Consider the following 20,961-nt stretch of genomic DNA (forward strand, 5'->3'; position numbering starts at 1 on the left):
TCGGAAAACCTATCTGGACGGCTGAGGCATGTCCGATAATGGACGCGAGGGGGCTGCGAGCCCTGAGTATCGTGCTGGTGGTGGTTTGTTCGGTCGCCGCCGCGGCGGCTCCGATCGGTGCCGCGGCCGACCCGGGGAGCCGACCAGCGGCGCTGCAAGCGGAGGACGAACTGGCCCTCGAGGACGCCGATCAGATCGTGATGGACGTTTTCATCGCGGAAAACGGCTCGGCGCTGGTCACCGTCGACTACCAGTTCCGCTACGGCGAGAACGGGACGTCCAAGGCGGCGTGGGAACGGCTGCGGACGGACGTCGAGTCCGACACTGAGGCCTACGTCGACGCGGAGCGGACCAAGTGGAACGACACCGTCGCCGACGGGGCAAACGAGACCGGGCAGAACATGTCGCTGTCGAACCTCTCGATCGCGACGGAAAACGAGACCGCACTACAGAGAATCGGCCACGTCGAGGTCTCTTTCCGCTGGGAATCGTTCGCGGCCGTCGAGATCAACCAGCTCACGGCGGGGCCCGCACTCTCCGGGTTCACGCTGGACGACGACACGCGATTGCAGTTTCGCTGGCCGGCCGGGTACTCGATCTACGAGAACGACGGTCAGCCCCAGATCGATCCGTCGCCGAGCAATCGGACCGACGACATGGTCATCTGGCGGGGGAGCGAGGTCGACTTCTCCACGGCACAGCCGTGGGTCGTCCTGATCGAGGACGGCGGCTCGAACGCGAACACGACCGCGACGCCCTCGAACGAGGGGCCGACGATGCCGTGGACGATCGTCGTTCTGGCACTGGCCCTGCTCGCGGCCGTCGGCGCCGGCGGGTGGCTGCTCGGCCGCGAACGGACCGCCGACAACGGGAGCAAACGCGAGGCCGAACGGCCGACACAGCCCGACGGATCGACCGGTTCGGCGTCGAACGCCGCCGACGGCCCGCCACCGGAACTGCTCAGCAACGAGGAACGCGTCCTCCGCCTGCTCGAGGAACGCGGCGGTCGGATCAAACAGCAGGCGGTGGTCTCGGAACTGGGCTGGACCGAGGCCAAGACGAGTCAGGTCGTCGGCGACCTGCGCGAGGCCGACGAGATCGAAGTCTTTCGGATCGGACGGGAGAACGTACTCTCCCTGCCCGAAGAGGACGAGGAGTAGCCGGCCACCTCATCGACGAGCCGCTCGCGGCGTGTCGGCACAGTCGTCGCCGAACCGAACTCGGAAAGGTTTTAATACTCGGATTCCCCATCCCCTACCAATGAGCCACTCCGTCGGCACCACGTTCGCCGTTCTCGGTACCGACGGGACCGTCGCTCGGCGGCGACCGCGACGACTTCGACGGGCCTTTTGAGCCCGTCTACCCTTTCACTCCACGTCCCCGATTCGTTTCATCGATCCCGAAACTGCAGATTTTTCGGTTAGCAGACGCTCTAACGGTTATTTTCAAACACTAAACCAATGGGCTTAAGGCCGTCCGCTGGTGTCGTTCGAGTACGACATGACCCGCGTTGCACTCGCGTTCTCGGGCGGCCTGGACACGACCGTCTGTGTCCCGCTGCTCGAGGAGGAATACGGATATGACGACGTGATCGGCGTTACCGTCGACGTTGGCCAGCCGGCCGAAGAGTTCGACGAAGCCGAAGAAACCGCCGAGGCGCTCGGCCTCGAACACTACGTCGTCGACGCGCGAGCGGAATTCGCTCAACTCTGTCTCGAGAGCGTTCGCGCGAACGCGACCTATCAGGGCTACCCGCTCGGCACGGCGCTTGCCCGTCCCGTGATCGCGGAAGCGATCCTGGAGGTCGCAGAGGAACAGGACTGTACCGGCATCGCCCACGGCTGTACCGGCAAGGGCAACGACCAACTGCGCTTCGAGGCCGTCTGGCGCAGTTCCGATCTCGAAGTGATCGCCCCCGTTCGCGAACTCGGACTCACCCGCGAGTGGGAACAGGAGTACGCCGCCGAGCGTGACCTGCCCGTCGAGGGCGGCAGCGGCGGCGACTGGTCGATCGACACCAACATCTGGAGCCGCTCGGTCGAGGGCGACGCCCTCGAGGATCCCAACTACGTCCCGCCGCGTGACATCTACGCGTGGACCGACGAGCCCGGCACCGAGACCGAGGAGATCGAGATCGCCTTCGAGGATGGCTACCCCGTCGCCGTCGACGGCGAGGAGTACGAGCCGGTCGAACTCATCGAATACCTCAACGACCTCGCCGGCAGGTACGGCGTCGGCCGCACCGACATGATGGAAGACCGCATGCTCGGGCTGAAGGTCCGCGAGAACTACGAACACCCCGGTGCGACGACGCTGTTGAACGCCCACGAAGCGCTCGAGGGGCTCGTCCTCACCCAGGAGGAACGCCAGTTCAAGCAGCAGATCGACCAGCAGTGGTCCCAGAAGGGCTATGAAGGCCTGATCGACGCACCGCTTGTCAGCGCGCTCGAGAGTTTCATCGACGAAACCCAACAGCGCGTGACCGGGACGGTCACGATCCGCTTCGAGGGCGGCCAGGCGCGCCCGGTCGCTCGCGACAGCAAGTACGCGGCCTACTCGGCCGAACACGCCTCCTTCGACACCGAGACGGTCGGGAAGATCAAACAGGAGGACGCGACCGGCGTCGCGAAGTACCACGGCTTCCAGCGCCGCCTCGCGAACGAGGCCATCGCCGCGAACGCCGCGGACGAGGACGACGAGTAACCATGACCGAGGAGAGCGCTCACGGGGACGGCGCGGTCGAGCCCGACCCGACGATCGCGACGGACGGCGGCGAGCCGACCGACGGCACGGACGACGAGGCCGGTGAGCGATCCTCGTCGGCTCTCGGATCCGACGGCGTCGTCCGCCGGGACCGCTTCAGCGGCGGCCCCGCCCGGAGCTTCCTCTCCTCGCTCGCGGCCGATCGGCGCATCTTCGAGGCCGACCTCGAGGTCGACCGCGCCCACACCGTCATGCTGGCGGAACGGGACATCATCGGGGACGACGTAGCCGGCGAGATCCTCACCGCACTGGACGCGATCGAGGTCGACGGCCACGGCTCGCTGCCCGACGGCGAGGACGTCCACGAAGCCATCGAGACCGCGGTCATCGAACGCATCGGTGCCGAGGGCGGGAAGATGCACACCGCACGCTCGCGCAACGACGAGGTCGCGGCCTGCATTCGCTACCGCCTGCGCGAGGATGTCCTCGAGGCGATCGAGACGACGCTCGCGCTGCGCGAGTCGCTGATCGACGTCGCCGACGACCATCGGGAGACGATCATGCCCGGCTACACCCACCTCCAGCCCGCCCAGCCGACCACCGTGGCCCACTGGGCGCTGGCCTACGAGGGTGCGGTTCGCCGCGACACCGAACGGCTGCTCGCGGCCTACGGCCGCATCAACGAGTCGCCGCTGGGCGGTGCGGCCTTCGCGGGCACGACGTTCGATATCGACCGCGAGCGGACGGCCGACTTGCTGGGCTTCGAGGGCGTCGTCGAGAATTCGATGGACGCCGCCTCGAGCCGCGATTTCCTGCTCGAGACGACCCAGGCACTGTCGACCCACGCGACGACGCTGTCGGGGCTGGCGGAGGACGTGATCATCTTCGCGAACCGCGGCTTCGTCGATCTGGCGGACGACTACTCCTCGACGTCGTCGATCATGCCCCAGAAGAAGAACCCGGACACGCTGGAACTCGTCCGCGCGGTTGCGGGCGACGCGGCCGGCGGCGTTCAGGGACTGACGACGACGCTGAAGGGGCTGCCCCGCGCGTACAACCGCGACCTTCAGCGGGCGACGACCCACGCCTGGGAGACCGTCGACGCGGTGACCGAGGCCAGCGAGGTCGCAGCGGGCGCGGTCGCCACCGCCGACTGGGACGAGGAGACGCTGGCCGCGGAAGCCGGCGAGGGCTTCTCGACGGCGACCGGCGTCGCGGACCTGCTGGCGGCGAACGGGTTGCCGTTCCGGACCGCCCACGAGTTGGTGGCCATCGCTGCCGAGGGCGGTGCGGACTACGACGCCCTCGAGGCCGCGGCTCAGGAGGTCCTCGGCGAGTCACTCGAGGCCCACGTCGAGCGCGAGGCGGTCGAAGCGGCCCTCGACCCGGTCGAGAGCGTCGCGAGCCGCGACTCGCAGGGTGGGCCCGCCCCCGAGGCGGTCGCCCCGCAACTCGAGGCCGCACGGGAGTCGCTGGCGACCGACGCCGACGACCTCGCGGCGTTGACCGACGCGCTCGAGGCCGCCCACGAGCGGTTGCGCTCGGAGGTGAACGGCTATGTCTGAGGTCGTCAGTTCGCCAGTGTCGGCGGAACACCGGCCGCAATCGCCCCCCGCAGACCGGCCGGTACGACGACGATCCCCGCGAGGGGATCAATTACCGAACACATGATATGTCAAAGTAGACCTGCCGTAATGTAGCTCCGACGGACCGTTAGCGTGGCGTGCAGATAATGTAATTTTGCTGTTAAGTTCGAAGGCTTTAAGGGATCCCGGCACCCACGTTGGGGTACAATGACCGAATGTGTCGAGTGTGGGGCTGAGGTGTCCCTGCACGACGATCTGGAAGTGGGAGAAATCGTTGACTGTACGACCTGCGGTGCCGAGCTGGAAGTCGTCGATACCGAGCCGCCAGTCCTCGAGCAGGCCCCCGAGCTGGAAGAGGACTGGGGTGAGTGACCTTGCAGACGGCTGGGAAACTGCCGTCCTCCGCTGCGACGGTTCGCGGGGCGCGTAGCGCCGCGACCCACAATCAGGGGTGGCTCGCGTGAACGTAGGCATACTCTACTCACGGATTCGCAAAGACGAGAAGCTCCTGCTCAACGAGCTTCGCGAGCGCGATCACGAGATCACGAAGATCGACGTCCGCAAGCAGACCTTCGACATTGCGGAAGCGCCCGCGGCGTTCGACGGGCTCGACATCGTCGTCGACCGGTGTCTCGCCACGAGCCGGAGCCTGTACGCCACGCAGTTCTTCGAATCGTACGGCATTCCCGTGGTCAACAGCCACGAGACCGCCGACGTCTGTGCGGACAAGGTAAAGAACAGCCTCGCGCTCGAGGACGCGGGCGTCCCGACCCCCGCGACCAAGGTCGCGTTCACCAAAGAGACCGCGATGGACGCCATCGAGGAGTTCGGCTACCCCTGCGTCCTCAAACCCGTCGTGGGCTCGTGGGGGCGACTGATGGCCAAGATCGACTCCGAGTCGGCCGCCGAGGCCATCCTCGAACACAAGGCGACGCTGGGCCACTACGAACACAAGGTGTTCTACGTCCAGGAGTTCGTCGAGAAGCCCGGCCGCGACATCCGCGTGCTGGCGATCGATGGCGAACCCATCGCCGGGATGGTCCGGTCGTCGGACCACTGGATCACCAACGCCGCGAAAGGCGCGGAGACGGACGTCTTCGAGATCGACGACGAGGCGCTGGATCTCGTCGAACGAGCCACCGACGCCGTCGGCGGCGGGCTGCTCGGGATCGACCTGATGGAGACCGCGGACGGCTACACCGTCCACGAAGTCAACCACACCGTCGAGTTCAAGGCCCTCGACGAGGCCGTCGAGACCGACGTCGCCGGCACCGTCGTCGACTGGCTCGAGGAGAAAGCCACGGCCGCCGATCCGGAACTCGAGGTGTCCGCCAAATGACGGTAGGCAACGACATCGGTGCCGCGCCGGACGCCGAGGCGGTCACCGCGAGCGTCATCGGCGGCAGCGGCTTCACGGGCGGCGAACTCCTGCGACTGCTCGCCGGCCACCCCAACTTCGAACTCGTCGAAGTCACGAGCCGGTCGAAGGCCGGCAAGAGCGTCGGCTCCGTCCACCCGCCGCTTCGCGGGTCGGACCTGCGCTTTACCGAACCCGACGACCTCGAGTCGGTCGACGTGCTGTTCGCCGCGACGCCCCACGGCGTCTCGATGGGCCGCATCGACGACTTCTTCGAGATCGCCGACACCGTCGTCGACCTCTCGGCGGACTTCCGCCTCGAGAGCGAGGCCCAGTACGACGAGTGGTACGACGGCCACGAGGCACCCGAATACCTCGAGAAAGCCGAGTACGCGCTGCCCGAAATCAACCGCGAGAACCTCGAGGGCGCGGAACTCATCGCGGGTGGCGGCTGTAACGCCACCGCGACGATCCTCGGGCTCTACCCGCTGTTCGAACACGATATCCTCGAGGGCGGCGAGCAGATCGTTGTCGACGTGAAAGTCGGCTCCTCGGAGGGCGGCGCCGGCGGCGGCGAGGCCTCGAGCCACCCCGAGCGCTCGGGCGTCGTGCGTCCGTACGCGCCGACGGGCCACCGCCACGAGGCCGAGATTGAGCAGTTCCTCGACACCTCGGTGGCCTTCTCCTGTCATGCCGTGGATATGATCCGCGGCGCGAGCGCGACGAATCACGTCTTCCCGTCGGGACCGGTCTCGAAGGGGGACCTCTGGCAGGCCTATCGGGGCTGTTACGAGGACGAGCCGTTCGTCCGGATGGCTGCCGGCGGTTCCGGCGTCTACCGCTACCCCGAACCGAAGGCGGTCGCTGGCACCAACCTCGCCGAGGTCGGCTTCGAACTCGATCCCTCGAACAAGCGCATCGTCGTCTTCTCGGCGATCGATAACATGATGAAAGGCTCCGCGGGACAGGCGGTCCACGCCGCCAACGTCGCACTGGGCCTCGAGGAGACGGCCGGACTCGAGTTCACGGGGCTGCACCCCGTGGGGGCACCATGACGGTAGTAGTGAAGATCGGCGGCGCACGCGCCGTCGATCCCGAAGGGGCGCTTTCCGACGTCGCCTCGCTCGTCGCGGACGGCGAAGACGTCGTGTTGACCCACGGCGGCTCGACCGCTGTCGACGAGACGCTCGAGGACCTCGGCAAGGAACCCACCTACGTCGAGACGCCCGGCGGCGTCGTCGGCCGCTTCACCGACGAGGAGACGATGGACGTCTTCAAGATGGTGATGCCGGGCAAGCTCAACACCGACCTGGTCGAGAGCCTGCACAACGAGGGCGTCGACGCCGTCGGCCTCTCGGGCACTGACGGCAAGCTCCTCGAGGGCAAGCGCAAGTCCGCCGTCCGCGTCACAGAGGACGGCAAGAAGAAGATCAAGCGCGGCGACCACTCGGGCAAAATCGAGTCGGTCAACGCCGACCTCCTCGAGACGACGCTTTCGGGCGGTTACACGCCCGTCGTCTCCGTTCCCATGCTGGGCAAGGAGAAGTCGGGCGGCTACACGGCAGTCAACGCCGATGCTGATCGCGCTGCGGCGGCGATCGCCGGCGCGCTCGAGGCCGACCTCGTGGTGCTGACCGACGTCTCGGGGATCTACGAGGATCCCGACGACGAGTCCACCAAGATCGACTCGGCGTCGACCCCCGAGGAGTTCGCGGCCGTCAAGACGGCGGCTGAGGGGTTCATGACGAAGAAGGTCATGGCCGCCGAGGAAGCCCTCGAGGGAGGCGCGGCTTCGGTCACCGTCGCGACGGCAAACGCCGACGACCCGATCTCGAGTGCGCTCGCGGGCGAGGGGACGACCCTCGAGCCCGGCGCGCTCGCGGACGAACACGACGCGGAAACGGAGGCCGACGAATGAGCGACCTCGATTTCATCTCCGGAAGCAAACCGATCGGTATCGAACGCGGTGAGGGGCCGTACCTCTACACCGACGACGGCACGGAGTATCTCGACGTCGGCGCGAGCTACGCCTGCACGCCGCTGGGCCACTCTCACCCCGCGGTCGTCGACGCGGTACAGGAGCAGGTCGCCGACCTGACGTTCGTCGACTCCTCCTATCCCGTGCAGGCGCGCGAGGACGCCTACGCCTCGCTCGTCGCGGCCGCGCCCGACGGCCTCGAGTCGGCTTGGTTCTGTAACTCCGGGACCGAGGCCAACGAGGCCGCCTTGAAGTTCGCCCGCTCGGCGACCGGTGACTCGAAGATCGTCGCCGCGACCCGCTCGTTCCACGGGCGCACCATGGGATCGCTCGCGGCTACCTGGAAGGACAAGTACAAGAAGCCCTACGAGCCGCTGGCCGGCGACGTCGAGTTCGTCCCTTACGGCGACGGCGAGGAACTCGCGGACGCGGTCGACGACGAGACCGCGGCCGTCATCCTCGAGCCGATCCAGGGCGAAGGCGGGATCAACGTCCCGCCCGCGGGCTACCTCGAGACGGCCCGCGAGGCCACCGAGGAGGCCGGCGCGGCGCTCGTCCTCGACGAGGTCCAGACGGGAATGGGCCGCACGGGCGAGATGTGGGCCTGCCAGAACGCGGGCGTCACGCCCGACGTGTTGACGACGGCGAAAGGGCTCGGCAACGGCCTGCCCGTCGGCGCGGTCGCGGTCCAGGACTGGATCGCCGACGGCGCGGCCTCGCACAACGCCACGTTCAGCGGCGGTCCCGTGGTCGGTGCGGCCGTCCACGCGACGATCTCGACGCTGGTCGAGGAGGAGTGGCCCGCTCATGCCGCCGAGATGGGCGACTATCTGGTTACCGAACTCGAGGCGGCACTTGGCGATTCGGTGCGTGAAGTCCGCGGCGAGGGCCTGCTCGTCGGCGTCGAGTTGAAACGCGGCGCGAACCGCGTCGCCCGCGACCTCGCGATGAACCACCAGGTACTGGCGCTGCCGGCCGGTCGAACCGTCCTCCGACTGCTCCCGCCGCTCGTCCTCGAGCGGGCCGAGGCCGATCGAGTCGTCGACGCGATCGCCGACGTTCTCGGAGCGAACGACGACTCATGAGTGCGAACGCCGACCCCTCGAGCGACGTGTCGGCCGCCGAGGCCCGCGAGTTGCTCGTCGATCTCGTCTCGATCCCCTCGCCGACCCGCGAGGAACGCGAGGCGGCCAAACGGCTCGTGGACTTCTTCGAGGCCCACGACCGGGAGGTCTGGATCGACGCGGTCGGGAACGTCCGTGCGCCGGCGGACGATTCCGTCCTCCTGACCTCGCACATCGACACTGTCCCCGGGGACATCCCCGTCGAGGTCGAGGAGACCGGCGACGACGAGATCCTCTGGGGCCGCGGCAGCGTCGACGCGACGGGGCCGCTCGCCGCGATGGCGGCCGCCGCCGTCCGAACCGGCGTCTCCTTCGTCGGCGTCGTCGGCGAGGAGGTCGACTCGAAGGGGTCGCGTTATCTTGTCGACGACCGCGACGAGTCGCCCGAGGCCGTCGTCAACGGCGAGCCGTCCGGCGCCGACGGGATCACGCTAGGGTATCGCGGCCTGATCGCCGGGACGTACGTCGCGACCAGCGAATCCGGCCACACCTCTCGGCCGGACCCGAACGCGATCCAACACGCCGTCCGCTGGTGGTCGGCCGTCGAGGAGTACTTCGAGGGCGACGAGTACGAACCGGTCTTCGAGCAGGTGACGACCAAGCCGGTCGACATCGAGGGCGGCGTCAGCGACGACGGACTCTCCGTCGAGGCGACGATGGACGTCCAGTTGCGCGTGCCGCCGGCTCTCGACGTCGGGACCGTCCGCGAGGCCGCCGAGGCCGAACTCGAGGTCGGGACCGTGACCTGGAAGGACAAGGTCCCGCCGGTGATGATGAGTCCGCGAACGCCGGTCGCCCGGGCGTTTCGGGTCGCCATCCGGAAGGAGGGCGCCGATCCGCGTCTGGTGCGCAAGACCGGCACGAGCGACATGAACATCTACGCTGGGGCCTGGGACTGCCCGATGGTCACCTACGGACCGGGCAACTCGGACCTCGATCACGCGCCCGACGAGCGACTGTCGCTGTCGGAGTTCGACCGATCGGTATCGGTCCTCGAGCGCGTCGCACGGACGCTCAGTGAGCAATAACGTTTCAGACCACCTATCATACCATGACAACAGCAACGAACGAGACGGAGCCGAGACACTTCCTCGACGTCGATGACCTCTCCGAGGCGGAACTGCTTGCAGTGCTGGACAGGGCCGACGAGTACAAACGCGCCGTCGACGCCGGCGATGACCACGCGGACCTGTCCGGCCAGACCCTCGGGATGCTCTTCCAGAAGGCGAGTACCCGTACCCGGGTCTCTTTCGAAACGGGCATGACCCAACTCGGCGGGCACGCGATCTTCCTCGGGGAAGACGACATCCAGCTCGGCCGGGGCGAACCGCTGAAAGACACCTCGCGTGCGCTCTCGCGGTACGTCGACGCCGTGATGGCCCGCGTGTTCAAACACGAGAACGTCGAGGTACTGGCCGAGTACTCCTCGGTGCCGATCGTCAACGGACTCACCGACGACGCCCACCCCTGCCAGACGCTCGCGGACCTACAGACGATCCGCGAACACCAGGACGGCTTCGAGGACGTCTCGGCGGCTTGGATCGGCGACGGCAACAACGTCGCCCAGTCGTTCGCGCTCGGTTGTGCGCTGACCGACATCGACCTGACGATCGCGACGCCGGAGGGGTACGAGGTCGACGGCGAGGTCCTCGAGCGGGCCCGTGAGCTGGGCGGCGATCCGACGGTCACGACCGATCCCGTCGAGGCCGCCACCGACGCCGACGTCATCTATACGGACGTCTGGATCTCGATGGGCCAGGAGGACGAACGCGACGTCCGGATGAACGACTTCGAGGGTTTTCAGGTCAACACGGACCTGCTCGAGAACGCCCCCGACGCCTCGGTCATGCATTGTCTCCCAGCCCACCGCGGCGAGGAGGTCACGGATGACGTTATCGAGGGCGACCGGTCGATCGTTTTCGATCAGGCCGAGAACCGACTCCACGCGCAGAAGGCGTTGTTGAGTTGGCTGCTGGAGTAAGCGGCCGATCACGAACGGAGTGAGTGATCGGTTTTTTGGTCCAGATTTTTGCGTGAGCGGTCAGCTCTGCTGACCCGAACGGAAAAAGGTGGGTTGTAGAACCGACTGCACGCGCAGAAGGCGCTGTTGAGTTGGCTGCTCGAGTAGGCGTTTGATCACGAACGGAGTGCGGGCGGTTTTTGATCCGGGTTTTTGTGTGAGCGAAACGGAGTGCCGAATCTCAGCCACGGTAGGTGTCCAGCCGCGGGACGACGGCCGCGTACACGACTCCGAGGCCGAGACCGTAGACGATGTGATCGACGATCGGGCCAGCCGCCAGCGGATCGATCGGCGTCGACATCGAGAGCAGGTGTGGCGCGAGAACGAGGTTCCAGCCGATGACGATGTTGCCCAACCACAGGGCGACCCCGTAGCCAAGGCCGAGGACGGCACCCGTGGGAATCGATTCCGAAAACGGCCGCAGCCGGTGGTGGTAGACGATCAGCCCGTATCCGGTCGCGAAGACGGCGCTGTATCCGATGTGGAGGACCCACCACAACTGCATTTCGGGCAGCGTCGTGAGGACTCCCGTGGTCGGTCCGATATCGGCAAAGATCGTCAGGGCCGGCCGAATCACTCCGACCAGTCCCCCGAGAAGGACTGCGTACGGCCAGTACGAGTGGACGACGAGCGATCGGTCGGCGTGGTGAGCATGGTCAGTCGACATACGCGATGCTTGGGATGGGATTCGAATATACGTCCAGTGACGTTTCCATATGCTGGGAACGAGCGCCCGGCAACCGGCCTCCGGCCCGTTGAACGGTGGCAGTATCATCCCGCCTGAACGTCCTGCTACTGATCACACGGTGGCTATTCGGTCGGCCGAACCGACTCGCTGCTCGGGGCTTCCCGCTTCGTGACCGTCAACCGATGACCCGCTCCGCTTCCGATTAATCGGTTGTTTCTCCGATATAACGTCTCCCATACCTGTTGAAACGAAAGGAGGTATTATACTGCGGGTGATAATCACTGAAATTTACAATGTGGTTTCGATTCGTACTCGCCGCACTGCTCATGCTACTGGGGCCGATGGCGGTACTCGTCGTCTACCTGTTGTAGCGGGGCGAACCCACGGCCGGAGCCGTTCGTACCGTTCCGACTGCAACGGGTATTTTGAGACGGTCGTCCATAGGGATCGTATGGCCGAGCCCCACCAGCATCGCCTCGGAGAACTGATGGAGGAATCGGACCCGGCGTTCGAAGAGGTGATGAGTTGCGTGTTTGGGATCGAGGATCACGAGACACGGACCTATCTCGTCCTGTGTGACCGGCCCGGGAGTACGATCGCGGAACTGGCCACGGCCCTCGAGCGCGACCGGAGTACGGTCAACCGGTCGCTGTCGACGCTCCGGGACCGCGGGCTCGTGTACCGGGACCGGCGGCTGCTCGACGGCGGCGGCGACGTCTACCAGTATACGGCCACGTCGCTGCCCGAGGCCAAGGCAATGCTCCACGAGGCCCTGGACGCCTGGACCGCGACGGTCCACGACGTGATCGACGAGTTCGACGACGGGGCCGACTGAGACGTCCACCGCGGAATCCACCCACTTTTTGCCCCTGCGGTCCTCCCCTCCGACAATGAGTCTCAGTCTCTCGGCCGAGCAACCCGATCAACCCGCCGACGCCGACGAGGGCGTTTGGCTCGAGTGCATCGAGTGCGGCGAAACCTTCGCACCGTTCGACGACGTCCGCTACACCTGCGACGACTGCGACGGCCTCCTCGAGGTCCGCTACGCCGATTTGCCGACGTTCGACGATTTCGAGGGCGAGGGCGTCTGGCGCTATGCCGACGCCCTGCCGTTCGAGGCCGGCGTCTCGATTCAGGAAGGGGCGACCCCGCTGTACGAGGTCCCCCGTCTCGAGGACGAGATCGGGATCGAAGCGCTGCGGATCAAACACGAGGGGATGAACCCGACGGGCTCGTTCAAGGACCGCGGCATGACCGTCGGCGTCAAGGTCGCAAAAGAACTCGACGTCGGCCGACTGGCCTGTGCTTCGACGGGCAACACCAGCGCCGCCCTGGCCGCCTACGGCTCCCGTGGCGGGATGCAGACGCTCGTCCTCTTGCCCGCGGGCAAGGTCGCCGCCGGCAAGATCGCACAGGCCAGCCTCCACGGAGCCCGCATTCTCGAGGTCGACGGCAACTTCGACGCCTGTCTCGACATCGTCCAGGAACTCGCGGGGCAGGGCGAGGCCTACCTGCTGAACTCGCTGAACCCCTTCCGGCTCGAGGGTCAGAAGACGATCGGCCTCGAGATCCTCGAGGGCTTTCTCGCCGACTACGACACCGTCCCGGACCGAATCGTGCTGCCGGTCGGCAACGCCGGCAACACGTCGGCGCTGTACAAGGCCTTCCGCGAACTCGTCCAGGCCGGCGCGCTCGACGAGGACGACGTGCCGAAACTGACCGGCGTGCAGGCCGAGGGGGCCGCGCCGATGGTCGAAGCGATCGAGAACGGGGCCGACGAGGTCCGCCGCTGGGATGACGTCGAGACTCGCGCGACCGCGATCCGGATCGGGAACCCGGTCAACGCGCCGAAGGCCCTGCCCGGTATCCGAGAAACCGGCGGGACCGCCGTCGCGGTCTCCGACGAGGAGATCACCGAAGCCCAGCGGGATATCGCCGCCGAAGGGATTGGCGTCGAACCGGCTTCCGCGGCCTCCGTCGCCGGCCTGCGAAAACTCCGAGCCGAGGGGATCGTCGACGACGACGAACGCGTCGCCTGTCTGACCACCGGCCACCTGCTCAAAGATCCCGACGCCGCCGTTGCGGCGGGGAGCGAACCCGAACCCGTGCCGGCCGACACCGACGGCGTCCTCGCGAGTCTTGCGAGTGAGGGCTCGTCGGATCGATAGATCCGACGGCGTCCTCGAGTACCTGCAGGAGTAACGTCGGCCGGATGCACGACCGCCGTCTGACGCGTCTGACACCCGACTGACTGACCTTTTTCCGATCCAGCGTCGAACCCGTAGGCGAGCCATGTCCGTCGAACGAGGTCCGACCCAACCCGCCGTCGACGAACCGACGCGTATTACTCACCGGAACCGGTCCGTTCGAGCCGATCCACGCCGGTGTCGTCCTCCGGTCGAGTCCATCGACCAGACAGCCCCCTGTGAACTGCCGCTGTCCGTTCGGATCGAACGAACTCGACTTCGACTTCGAATCGCCGCGCTCGAGCGACTCGTCGCGAGGAGCGAAACCCGCCGACAGGCCGTCATCGACCGGTACGAACGGTTGTTAGCGGACCGAGACGATTCGACCCAGGACGCCGCAACTTCGTCGTCGTCATCGCTGCTGGCTCAGCTACGCAGTCTCTGACCCTGTCCTGTTTAATTCAAACAGTCCTACATTTTAAATATCAGGGGTTGTCAATCTATTGTAGGGAGAACAAATAACCGATGGCAGATACGGCTGCAGTCTGTCCCGAATGCGATGGCAGATTACGGCAGAGAGGTACCGAAATCGTGTGTGAGGACTGCGGACTCGTCTCCGGCGAGGATTCGATCGATCGCGGCCCGGAATGGCGGTCCTTCGAGGACGAGGACACCGATCGACGACGGACCGGCGCGCCGCTTACCCGCTCGAGACACGATCGTGGACTGTCGACGGAGATCGGCTACGGCTCCGGCTCCGATTCGGGATACAGTTCCCGGCTGACCGGCCGGAAGCGTCGACAGATCGCTCGCCTCCGAAGGGAACACAACCGCGCACGCATCTCCTCGAAAGTCGAACGGAATCAGGTCTACGGGTTCGCCGAAATCAGACGGATTACCGCCTCGCTCTCGCTGCCGGAATCGGCCAGAGAGCAGGCCTGTGCCCTCTTCGAGTCCGCACAGTCCGAGGGGCTCTTCCAGGGCCGCTCGCTCGAGGGGTTTGCGGCCGCCGCCATCTACGCGACCTGCCGGACCCGGTCGATCGCCCGGACGACCGACGAGATCGCCGAGACGGCCCGCGCCGACGGCGACGAACTCTCCGTCGCCTACGACGCGCTGAACCGCGAACTCGGGCTCCCGACCGGGCCGATCGATCCCGCCGAGTACCTGCCCCGATACGCCTCGAAACTCGAGGTCGGAACGGCCGTCGAGCAACGCGCCCGCGATCACGTCCAAACCCTGCTCGAGTCGGGACGGATCGGCGGGCGAAACCCGAGTGGCGTTGCGGCGGCCTGTCTCTACAAAGCCGCCGGGGAACGCGAGGACTGGCCCACACTCACGCAGGCCACGGCGGCCGAGGTCGCCGACGTCGCACCGGTGACGATCCGGTCGACCGTCGTCGATCTCAGGGAACTCGGGTCGGCCGAACTGGTCTCCGCTCCGTCGGACTGACCGGCAATCACCGTTTCTCGGTGCCGAGTGGCAGTGGCACCTCGCTCGACGCGTAAAAACACTCTCGTCCCGTTCAGCGGCCCCGCTCGATCACGTCGTCCGGAGCGTATTCGTACTCGGTTCGTAGACCTCGCCTTTCTGTTTGAGCTTGTCGATCTCGTGTTCGGCCTTTGACTGGTCCATGCCGATCTCCTCGGCCCGCTCCATGACGATGTCGACCGGCGCGCCGTCGTCGTATTCCTCTTCGATGTCCCCGATGAGCTGTTTGAGGTTCTTGATCCGGTCGCGCTGGGACTTCGAGGTCCCGGCCTCGACGATGTCCGCGTCGAACTCGCCGGTCTCGGGATCGACGCCGACGTCTTGCAGACACGAACGGACGATCTCGATGACCCGCTCGGCGTCCGCCTCTTCGACCGTATCCGAGAGCCGAACGCGGGCGCTGGCCTCCGAGAGCCGCACCAGCGCCTCGAGTTTGCGGGCCGTGACCGGCACCGCGGCGTCCTCGTCAGTCCCTTTCGAGCGCAGATCGACGTAGAAATCCCGGATCGCATTGCGGGCCGCCTCGGTCATCCGCGGGTGGCAGTTCTGCTTGGCGTAGGCGATGTATTTCCGCAGGAGTTCGGCGTCGATCTCCGGATCGACCTGGTCGGTCATCTCGTCGATCTCTCCCTGACTGACCTCGAGACTGGACATCTCCTCGCGCTGGGTGGTCAACTCGCCGGCGTAGTTGGTCGTGATGATGTGTTCCGCGAGATTTCGGTCTTTCTCCTCGTCGGGCGTGTCCGTCACGGTAAAGATCAGGTCGAACCGCGAAATCAGGGCCGGCTCGAGGTCGATCTGCTCGCTGATCGGTTCGTACTGATCGAATCGGCCGTACTTGGGGTTTGCCGCGCCGAGCAGCGAACACCGGGACTTCAACGTGGCGTTGATGCCCGCCTTCGAGACGGAGATCTTCTGTTGCTCGAGGGCCTCGTGCATGGCGGACCGGTCTTCCGGTCGCATCTTGTCGAGTTCGTCGATGGCGGCGATCCCCTGGTCTGCGAGGACGAGCGCACCGGCCTCGAGGCTCCACTGCTGGCCGTCGCCGAAGTCGTCACGAACGGCGGCGGCGGTGAGACCCGCCGAACTGCTACCCTTCCCGGAGGTGTAGACGGCTCGCGGCGCGATGTTCTCGATGTATGCTAGCATCTGAGAGTTGTGCGAAACGATGCCGTTCGAAACGTAGTTGTGCGTCCCTCCGACCTCGAGGTCGTATACCCAGTCGTAATCGGGGTCGACTTCGTCGATGGATTCGATCCGTTCCCAGCAGATATCGCCTTCGGCGAACTGCTTGAGAGCAGTGACGTCCTTTGCTACCGTTCCTCCGTCAGTCAGAACTGCGCCCTCGTTCGGATGTTCACTTTTCGGTAACGCATCTTCGAAAGCCGAAACGATTCGTCGGAGACTGTCTCGGCTCGGATTTCGTGATCCTCGTTCGTAATGCTGGTACGTCGACCGGGGGAGCCCACATTCGGCCTGTGTGAGCGAGAGCGCTTCACGAATTCGTCGAAGCTCCGTTCCGAGATTCGGGATGATGTCGAGATTGGTGTTCCCGTCCGTGTCAGCGTACTGTCGCGCGGTCCGCTGTTTCCGCTGGGTTACGAACCCGATATTGGAAACGTATTTCTCGAATTCATCGCCGCTTATTCTGAGCCGGTAACTCCCGTTCTGTCGGTCGTGAAGCTGTGAACGAATCCCCAGTGAGAGAAGCAGTGTCCTCACGTTTTCGAGGAGTTCACGACTCGTCGAGGCAGCAGTTATCTCTCGCTGAGATTCCGAGACGTGCCCTTCTCCTTCGATGAACGCTTTGAGGAATTCGGATCTGATCGACTCGGTGGTCCGGAAAATCGGATCGGGAACGCATTGATTGTCCGAGGACTGTAGAAGCTGTTCTGCTAATGTGTCGAGGAAGCTTACGAATTCGCCCGCTGAACAGAGCAGTTCGCGTGCGTCCTTGGACTCATGCGGGTCCCGTTCAGTAACATTCAGCCCCAAGTCCGCTAGTGCATTCGCTGCGTCATCTAACACTTCTCTATCGTTGTTCGTAATCGAAACGAAGCCTGTCTGATCGTCTCGCTGCTCGACGTATCCTTCTGCAACGATGTATCCGATTAGACGTGCCAGTGATGGAGTCCATTTCTCGGGCAAATCAAGCTGAACCGCATTTCGGGACTTGGATCGTCGGAAATCAACCTCAAGGGTATCGTCGCTGTTCGTCTCGACACTTCGCGGGGTTGCGATAAACTGTCCCTCGTTGAGTTCATCAGCAACGATCGGCATGAACCGTCCGTCCTGTTGGACGAACAGGGGATGCGACGGTGTCACCTCGAGTTCCCGCCCGCCTGCAGTCCGGAGTCGATACATCCGGTCGGGAGCCTCTCGCTTCCAGACCTTTGTCGCACGCTGTGGATCGATCTCCCCGTTTTCTTGCAAGGAGGGGACGTCGATATCGATCTCGTCGTACCAGCCGTCGTCGATCGGTTTCGGATCGTCGAGGTTCGATTCGACGAGGTCGCGGATGGGCACGTCACGCCCGTCTGCGAGCGTGACCTTCGTATCGCCGCGGACGCACTTACCCGTCCCGGGGTCCCCGATGAGAAGCATGTGCAGGTCGCCCCGGATCCGCGAGCCATCGGGCAACTGCTTCGTGACGCCGGAGAACAGTTGGAGGATCATCGAGAGCTTCTCCTGGTCGTAGCCGTAGATCGAGGGGGCGATGGAGGCGACCATCTTCTCGTAGATGTCCTCGGAACTCGAGAGACGGACGATCTCCTCTTTGTCCTCGCCGGTGATGTCCATGTCCTCGAACTGCTCTTCGTCGATCTCGACGGACATGCCCTCCATGTAGAAGTCGAAGACCGGCGACGGATCCTGTTGGTCGCCCTGTTGCTCGAGGCGGAGAACGCCGGTCGCGGAGACGTGGTCGCCGGGGGTGACCTCGCCGGTGATGTCGTCCTCGATGTTGATATCCAGTGCTTGTGGCGTCTCCCCGCCGCGAAGCCCCTCGGGACTCTCCTGGACGCGGAGCTTCTGGGAGTCGACGAACTCGGACTGGTCGAAGTTCACGCGGAAGGGACCCTGCCGCTCACAGCCCTGACATTCGTGGGGTTCCTGGAAGTCGCCGCTGGACTGGGGGACGCGAGTGAGCGTCCCACAGAGCTGGCACTCGAAGGCGGCTTCTTCGATCTTCGGGCGGACGTCGGTGGCCTTGCGGACGATGCCGTGGACCTGCACGAGGGAGTTCATATCGCGGGCGCGGATCTCGCGGATCTCGGGCGACTCCGTCTCCGGGAGGTTCCGCACGCGGACGTGGGCCTGCCCGAGGCTCACGTCGATCGGGAGGTCGTACAGCCGCAGCGCCTCCTCGGCGTATCGTTGCAGCTGTTCGGGCTGGTTGATGAAGTCGTCGGCAAGATCGGGATCGAACCGGTAGAGGTCCTGCCAGTCGACGTGCAGCGACCGCTGCTCGTTGGGGTACTGCTGGGCAAGCTGCTTGATCTCGCTGTCGTAGTAGTTCCGGAAGAACTGCTCGAAAGAGTCGACGAGTTCGGAGTTTCCCGCTTGCGCCATTGCACACCGCTAGGGCCGCCATCGGGTATAAATGGTCGTATACCGGGGCGAAACTGGTTCCGGACAGTCACGTCGCCTGCCGCCGCTCAGTCGCCGGCTTTGGCCTCGCCGAGGCTGTCGGCGGCCACGCCGAGCGTCGCGATCGACCGGAACGCCTCCTCGACGGTCAGGTCGACCTCGTGGACCTTCTCGGCGGGCATGTGCATGACGTAGCCGTTCGTAGCGGGGTTGGGCGCGAGCGGGACCATCAGCGTCACCATCTCGTCCTCGCCCGCGCTGGCCTCGACCATGGGGGGTGTCTCGGCCGTGAGAAAGCCGAGCATGTACGCACCCTCGTGGGGAAACTCGACGAGTTTCACGTCTTGGAACTGGTCGGATTCGTCCTCGACGAGCAGTTTGCTGGCGCGGCGAACGCTCTCGTAGACGGTGCTGACGCCGGGGATCGTCTCCATCGTCGCGTGGACCCGCTTGGAGAGGTAGGTTCCGGGAGTGTATTCGGCGACCAGTCCGACTAGCAGGAAGACCCCGATCACCGACGCGAGCGTCGCGAACTGGATCACCGGCACCGGCGGCTCGTCGGGCCAGACGTAGGTGATCCCCGCGATCACCGGTGCGAGGGCCCCGAGAATGAAATTGAGGACGACCGAGACAACCAGTAGCGTCGCAACCAGCGGAATCGTGATGACGACCCCGTTGATGAACAACCGCTTGACGCTCGAGGCAGGATCGGCCATGCGTCCTGTCACTTGCGGTGACGCCGAAACCGTTGGGCTTGCGGGCGGATCAAGCACGGACCTGTTCCGGTCGGAGTGTGTCCCCCGCAGTCATGTGTTTGGCCGCTGAGGGCTCCGGTTCCGTGGGTCGGCGCTCGGCCGTGGCCGCCGGCTCGAACTGATCGTTCTCGCGGACGGTCCGCTTTGGTCCTCCTTCACATTTTGGAACGACAGTGATTGCGATGGAGGGCGTTGTTGTACTCGATGTCGACACACTCCGACCCGACGCGAGCCGCGGTCCGCTGTGAGGGCTGTGGCGTGATCCTCGTCGCGGAAATCACGGGCGACGACTCGATCCGTCCGCTCGGCACCAGCGAGGACTGCGTCTGCGGCGACGGGAGTTTCGTTCGACTCGAGCGACCCGCGACGGTCGCGCACTGACCCAGTCTGTCGGTCGGTTCCGTCGCAGTCGGTCGCCGTCCCCTGTCCTCGAGCGTTAATTGGTCACAAACACCAGTGTCCGTGTTCCAGAAATCGAACAGTGTCGTACTGAGCTGATCTGTATGGACATTCGTTTCTCTTCCCCGCATAGACTACATCTATTGCGCTAGTGGGAACCTTTATTATTGAACGGACGATACAGTAGTGTGAGGTGATGACAACGAACACAGACACGACCAATGCAGCACCGACCCGCCCACTGTGGCCATTGTGACCGCTTGTCCATACACCCCTCGTGGTTTGACACTGGACGCCGCTTGTTCCCGCCGTGGAACGTCGCCATCCACGGTCGTTTAACCGTCTGCGTTTTCGTCCGTCCCATCGAAGCGCCCGCTATCGGCATCTCCTGTTCCTACCGTGATCGTCGGTCGCCGTCGCACTCGAGACCGCGAGACGGTCCCGTCTCGAGCGTTCGATCGCTACCGGCCGGCTCGAGCGACTCCGCCGTTCGGTATCGTGACCGCGATAGTAGCCACTGCAAGTCATTGCACACCCGACCGCACGACGGCTGTGTGATCGGTGTGTAACCGTAGAGTACGGCGATCTGCCCCACCTCTGGACAAGAGTGATTGGTTCCATCGGATGGGTACCAAACCGGGGCAGATCACGCGAATCTTGCAAGCGTTCCTACAAAACCTCTCTCATTTACTGTCGGTGAACGACTCGTCCCCGCGCTGGTACTGGTCTCCTGTCGATACGTGTCGACGGTTCCGACCGCGGACTCGTCCACACGGGCCCTCGCTTTTCGGCGCACTATCGTAGCCACTGCAAGTCATTGCACACCCGATCGCACGACGGCTGTGCGATCGGTGCGTAAATCGGTTCAGTCGTTACTATCGCTGGTCGATCTCCCACCGGCGGTGCCCGGTCGAAGAATCAGAACCCGAGCGACACCAACCCGTAGTAGTCGGTGACGACATCGACCGCCCCGTACGCTACCGCCAGGATCACAGCCGCACAAAGCAGGAGGAACAGCACGACGAGAGAGACGATATACGTGAGGCTCTCGGAGTCCATACTACTCGATCAGCGGCTCTTCGACAA

Annotated in this window: 18 protein-coding genes; 14 read left to right on the top strand and 4 right to left on the bottom strand. The window is 65.0% G+C overall.

Going from position 1 to position 20,961, the window contains the following annotated elements; translation table 11 throughout:
• Positions 1-38 precede the first annotated feature (38 nt).
• From ACERIM_RS09780 to argF, 10 genes are all read left to right on the top strand, one after another.
• Positions 39-1,160 carry a helix-turn-helix transcriptional regulator gene (locus ACERIM_RS09780; protein ID WP_373632350.1) on the top strand — a complete coding sequence of 374 codons (1,122 nt, stop codon included), beginning with the start codon at positions 39-41 and terminating at the stop codon, positions 1,158-1,160.
• Positions 1,161-1,500: 340 nt separating this feature from the next.
• On the top strand, positions 1,501-2,703 hold the full coding sequence (locus ACERIM_RS09785; RefSeq protein ID WP_373632604.1) for an argininosuccinate synthase: 1,203 nt from the start codon (positions 1,501-1,503) through the stop codon (positions 2,701-2,703).
• Between the two features lie 2 nt (positions 2,704-2,705).
• Positions 2,706-4,268: an argininosuccinate lyase gene (gene argH, locus ACERIM_RS09790; RefSeq protein ID WP_373632352.1), complete on the top strand. Its 1,563-nt coding sequence runs from the start codon at positions 2,706-2,708 to the stop codon at positions 4,266-4,268.
• A gap of 228 nt (positions 4,269-4,496) precedes the next feature.
• Positions 4,497-4,661: a lysine biosynthesis protein LysW gene (gene lysW / locus ACERIM_RS09795; RefSeq protein WP_006182918.1), complete on the top strand. Its 165-nt coding sequence runs from the start codon at positions 4,497-4,499 to the stop codon at positions 4,659-4,661.
• 88 nt (positions 4,662-4,749) lie between these two features.
• The gene (gene lysX, locus ACERIM_RS09800) at positions 4,750-5,628 is read left to right on the top strand and encodes a lysine biosynthesis protein LysX (protein ID WP_373632354.1); all 879 of its coding nucleotides are present in this window, start codon (positions 4,750-4,752) and stop codon (positions 5,626-5,628) included.
• Positions 5,625-6,701: an N-acetyl-gamma-glutamyl-phosphate reductase gene (argC, locus tag ACERIM_RS09805; protein ID WP_373632356.1), complete on the top strand. Its 1,077-nt coding sequence runs from the start codon at positions 5,625-5,627 to the stop codon at positions 6,699-6,701. Before lysX ends, argC begins: the two co-directional genes overlap by 4 nt.
• The gene (locus tag ACERIM_RS09810) at positions 6,698-7,564 is read left to right on the top strand and encodes an acetylglutamate/acetylaminoadipate kinase (protein ID WP_373632358.1); all 867 of its coding nucleotides are present in this window, start codon (positions 6,698-6,700) and stop codon (positions 7,562-7,564) included. The genes argC and ACERIM_RS09810 overlap by 4 nt, the downstream gene beginning before the upstream one ends.
• A complete protein-coding gene (locus ACERIM_RS09815) occupies positions 7,561-8,709 on the top strand; it encodes an aspartate aminotransferase family protein (RefSeq protein WP_373632360.1) in 1,149 nt (382 codons plus the stop codon). Before ACERIM_RS09810 ends, ACERIM_RS09815 begins: the two co-directional genes overlap by 4 nt.
• A complete protein-coding gene (locus ACERIM_RS09820) occupies positions 8,706-9,776 on the top strand; it encodes a [LysW]-lysine hydrolase (RefSeq protein ID WP_373632361.1) in 1,071 nt (356 codons plus the stop codon). Before ACERIM_RS09815 ends, ACERIM_RS09820 begins: the two co-directional genes overlap by 4 nt.
• A 23-nt stretch (positions 9,777-9,799) precedes the next feature.
• A complete protein-coding gene (gene argF / locus ACERIM_RS09825; RefSeq protein WP_373632363.1) occupies positions 9,800-10,729 on the top strand; it encodes an ornithine carbamoyltransferase in 930 nt (309 codons plus the stop codon).
• 220 nt (positions 10,730-10,949) lie between these two features.
• Here the strand turns inward: argF and ACERIM_RS09830 are convergent, their stop codons facing one another.
• Positions 10,950-11,435 (bottom strand): hypothetical protein, encoded by a 486-nt coding sequence (locus ACERIM_RS09830; protein WP_049965416.1) that lies wholly within the window; start codon positions 11,433-11,435, stop codon positions 10,950-10,952.
• 472 nt (positions 11,436-11,907) lie between these two features.
• On the opposite strand from ACERIM_RS09830, the gene ACERIM_RS09835 reads away from it, so the two are divergent.
• The 3 genes from ACERIM_RS09835 to ACERIM_RS09845 all read left to right on the top strand — a co-directional run bounded on the left by ACERIM_RS09835 (position 11,908) and on the right by ACERIM_RS09845 (position 15,094).
• Positions 11,908-12,291 (top strand): helix-turn-helix domain-containing protein, encoded by a 384-nt coding sequence (locus ACERIM_RS09835; protein WP_006648283.1) that lies wholly within the window; start codon positions 11,908-11,910, stop codon positions 12,289-12,291.
• A gap of 55 nt (positions 12,292-12,346) precedes the next feature.
• A complete protein-coding gene (gene thrC, locus ACERIM_RS09840; protein WP_373632366.1) occupies positions 12,347-13,624 on the top strand; it encodes a threonine synthase in 1,278 nt (425 codons plus the stop codon).
• A gap of 543 nt (positions 13,625-14,167) precedes the next feature.
• Complete coding sequence (locus ACERIM_RS09845) at positions 14,168-15,094, top strand: transcription initiation factor IIB family protein (RefSeq protein WP_015299249.1); 927 nt, start codon at positions 14,168-14,170, stop codon at positions 15,092-15,094.
• A gap of 90 nt (positions 15,095-15,184) precedes the next feature.
• On the opposite strand, the gene ACERIM_RS09850 is transcribed toward ACERIM_RS09845, so the two are convergent.
• Together ACERIM_RS09850 and ACERIM_RS09855 are read right to left on the bottom strand one after the other, a co-directional pair.
• Entirely contained in the window at positions 15,185-18,703 is a 3,519-nt protein-coding gene (locus ACERIM_RS09850; protein WP_373632368.1) for an LAGLIDADG family homing endonuclease, read from the bottom strand.
• Between the two features lie 86 nt (positions 18,704-18,789).
• Positions 18,790-19,437 carry a DUF502 domain-containing protein gene (locus ACERIM_RS09855; RefSeq protein ID WP_006648279.1) on the bottom strand — a complete coding sequence of 216 codons (648 nt, stop codon included), beginning with the start codon at positions 19,435-19,437 and terminating at the stop codon, positions 18,790-18,792.
• A gap of 243 nt (positions 19,438-19,680) precedes the next feature.
• Between ACERIM_RS09855 and ACERIM_RS09860 the strand changes: the two genes are divergently transcribed.
• Positions 19,681-19,857: a hypothetical protein gene (locus ACERIM_RS09860; RefSeq protein WP_006182904.1), complete on the top strand. Its 177-nt coding sequence runs from the start codon at positions 19,681-19,683 to the stop codon at positions 19,855-19,857.
• Between the two features lie 936 nt (positions 19,858-20,793).
• Here the strand turns inward: ACERIM_RS09860 and ACERIM_RS09865 are convergent.
• Complete coding sequence (locus ACERIM_RS09865; RefSeq protein WP_157557362.1) at positions 20,794-20,934, bottom strand: hypothetical protein; 141 nt, start codon at positions 20,932-20,934, stop codon at positions 20,794-20,796.
• Positions 20,935-20,961: the final 27 nt, after the last annotated feature.

The organism is Natrinema sp. H-ect1 (assembly GCF_041821105.1).
GTDB classification, from domain to species: domain Archaea; phylum Halobacteriota; class Halobacteria; order Halobacteriales; family Natrialbaceae; genus Natrinema; species Natrinema thermotolerans.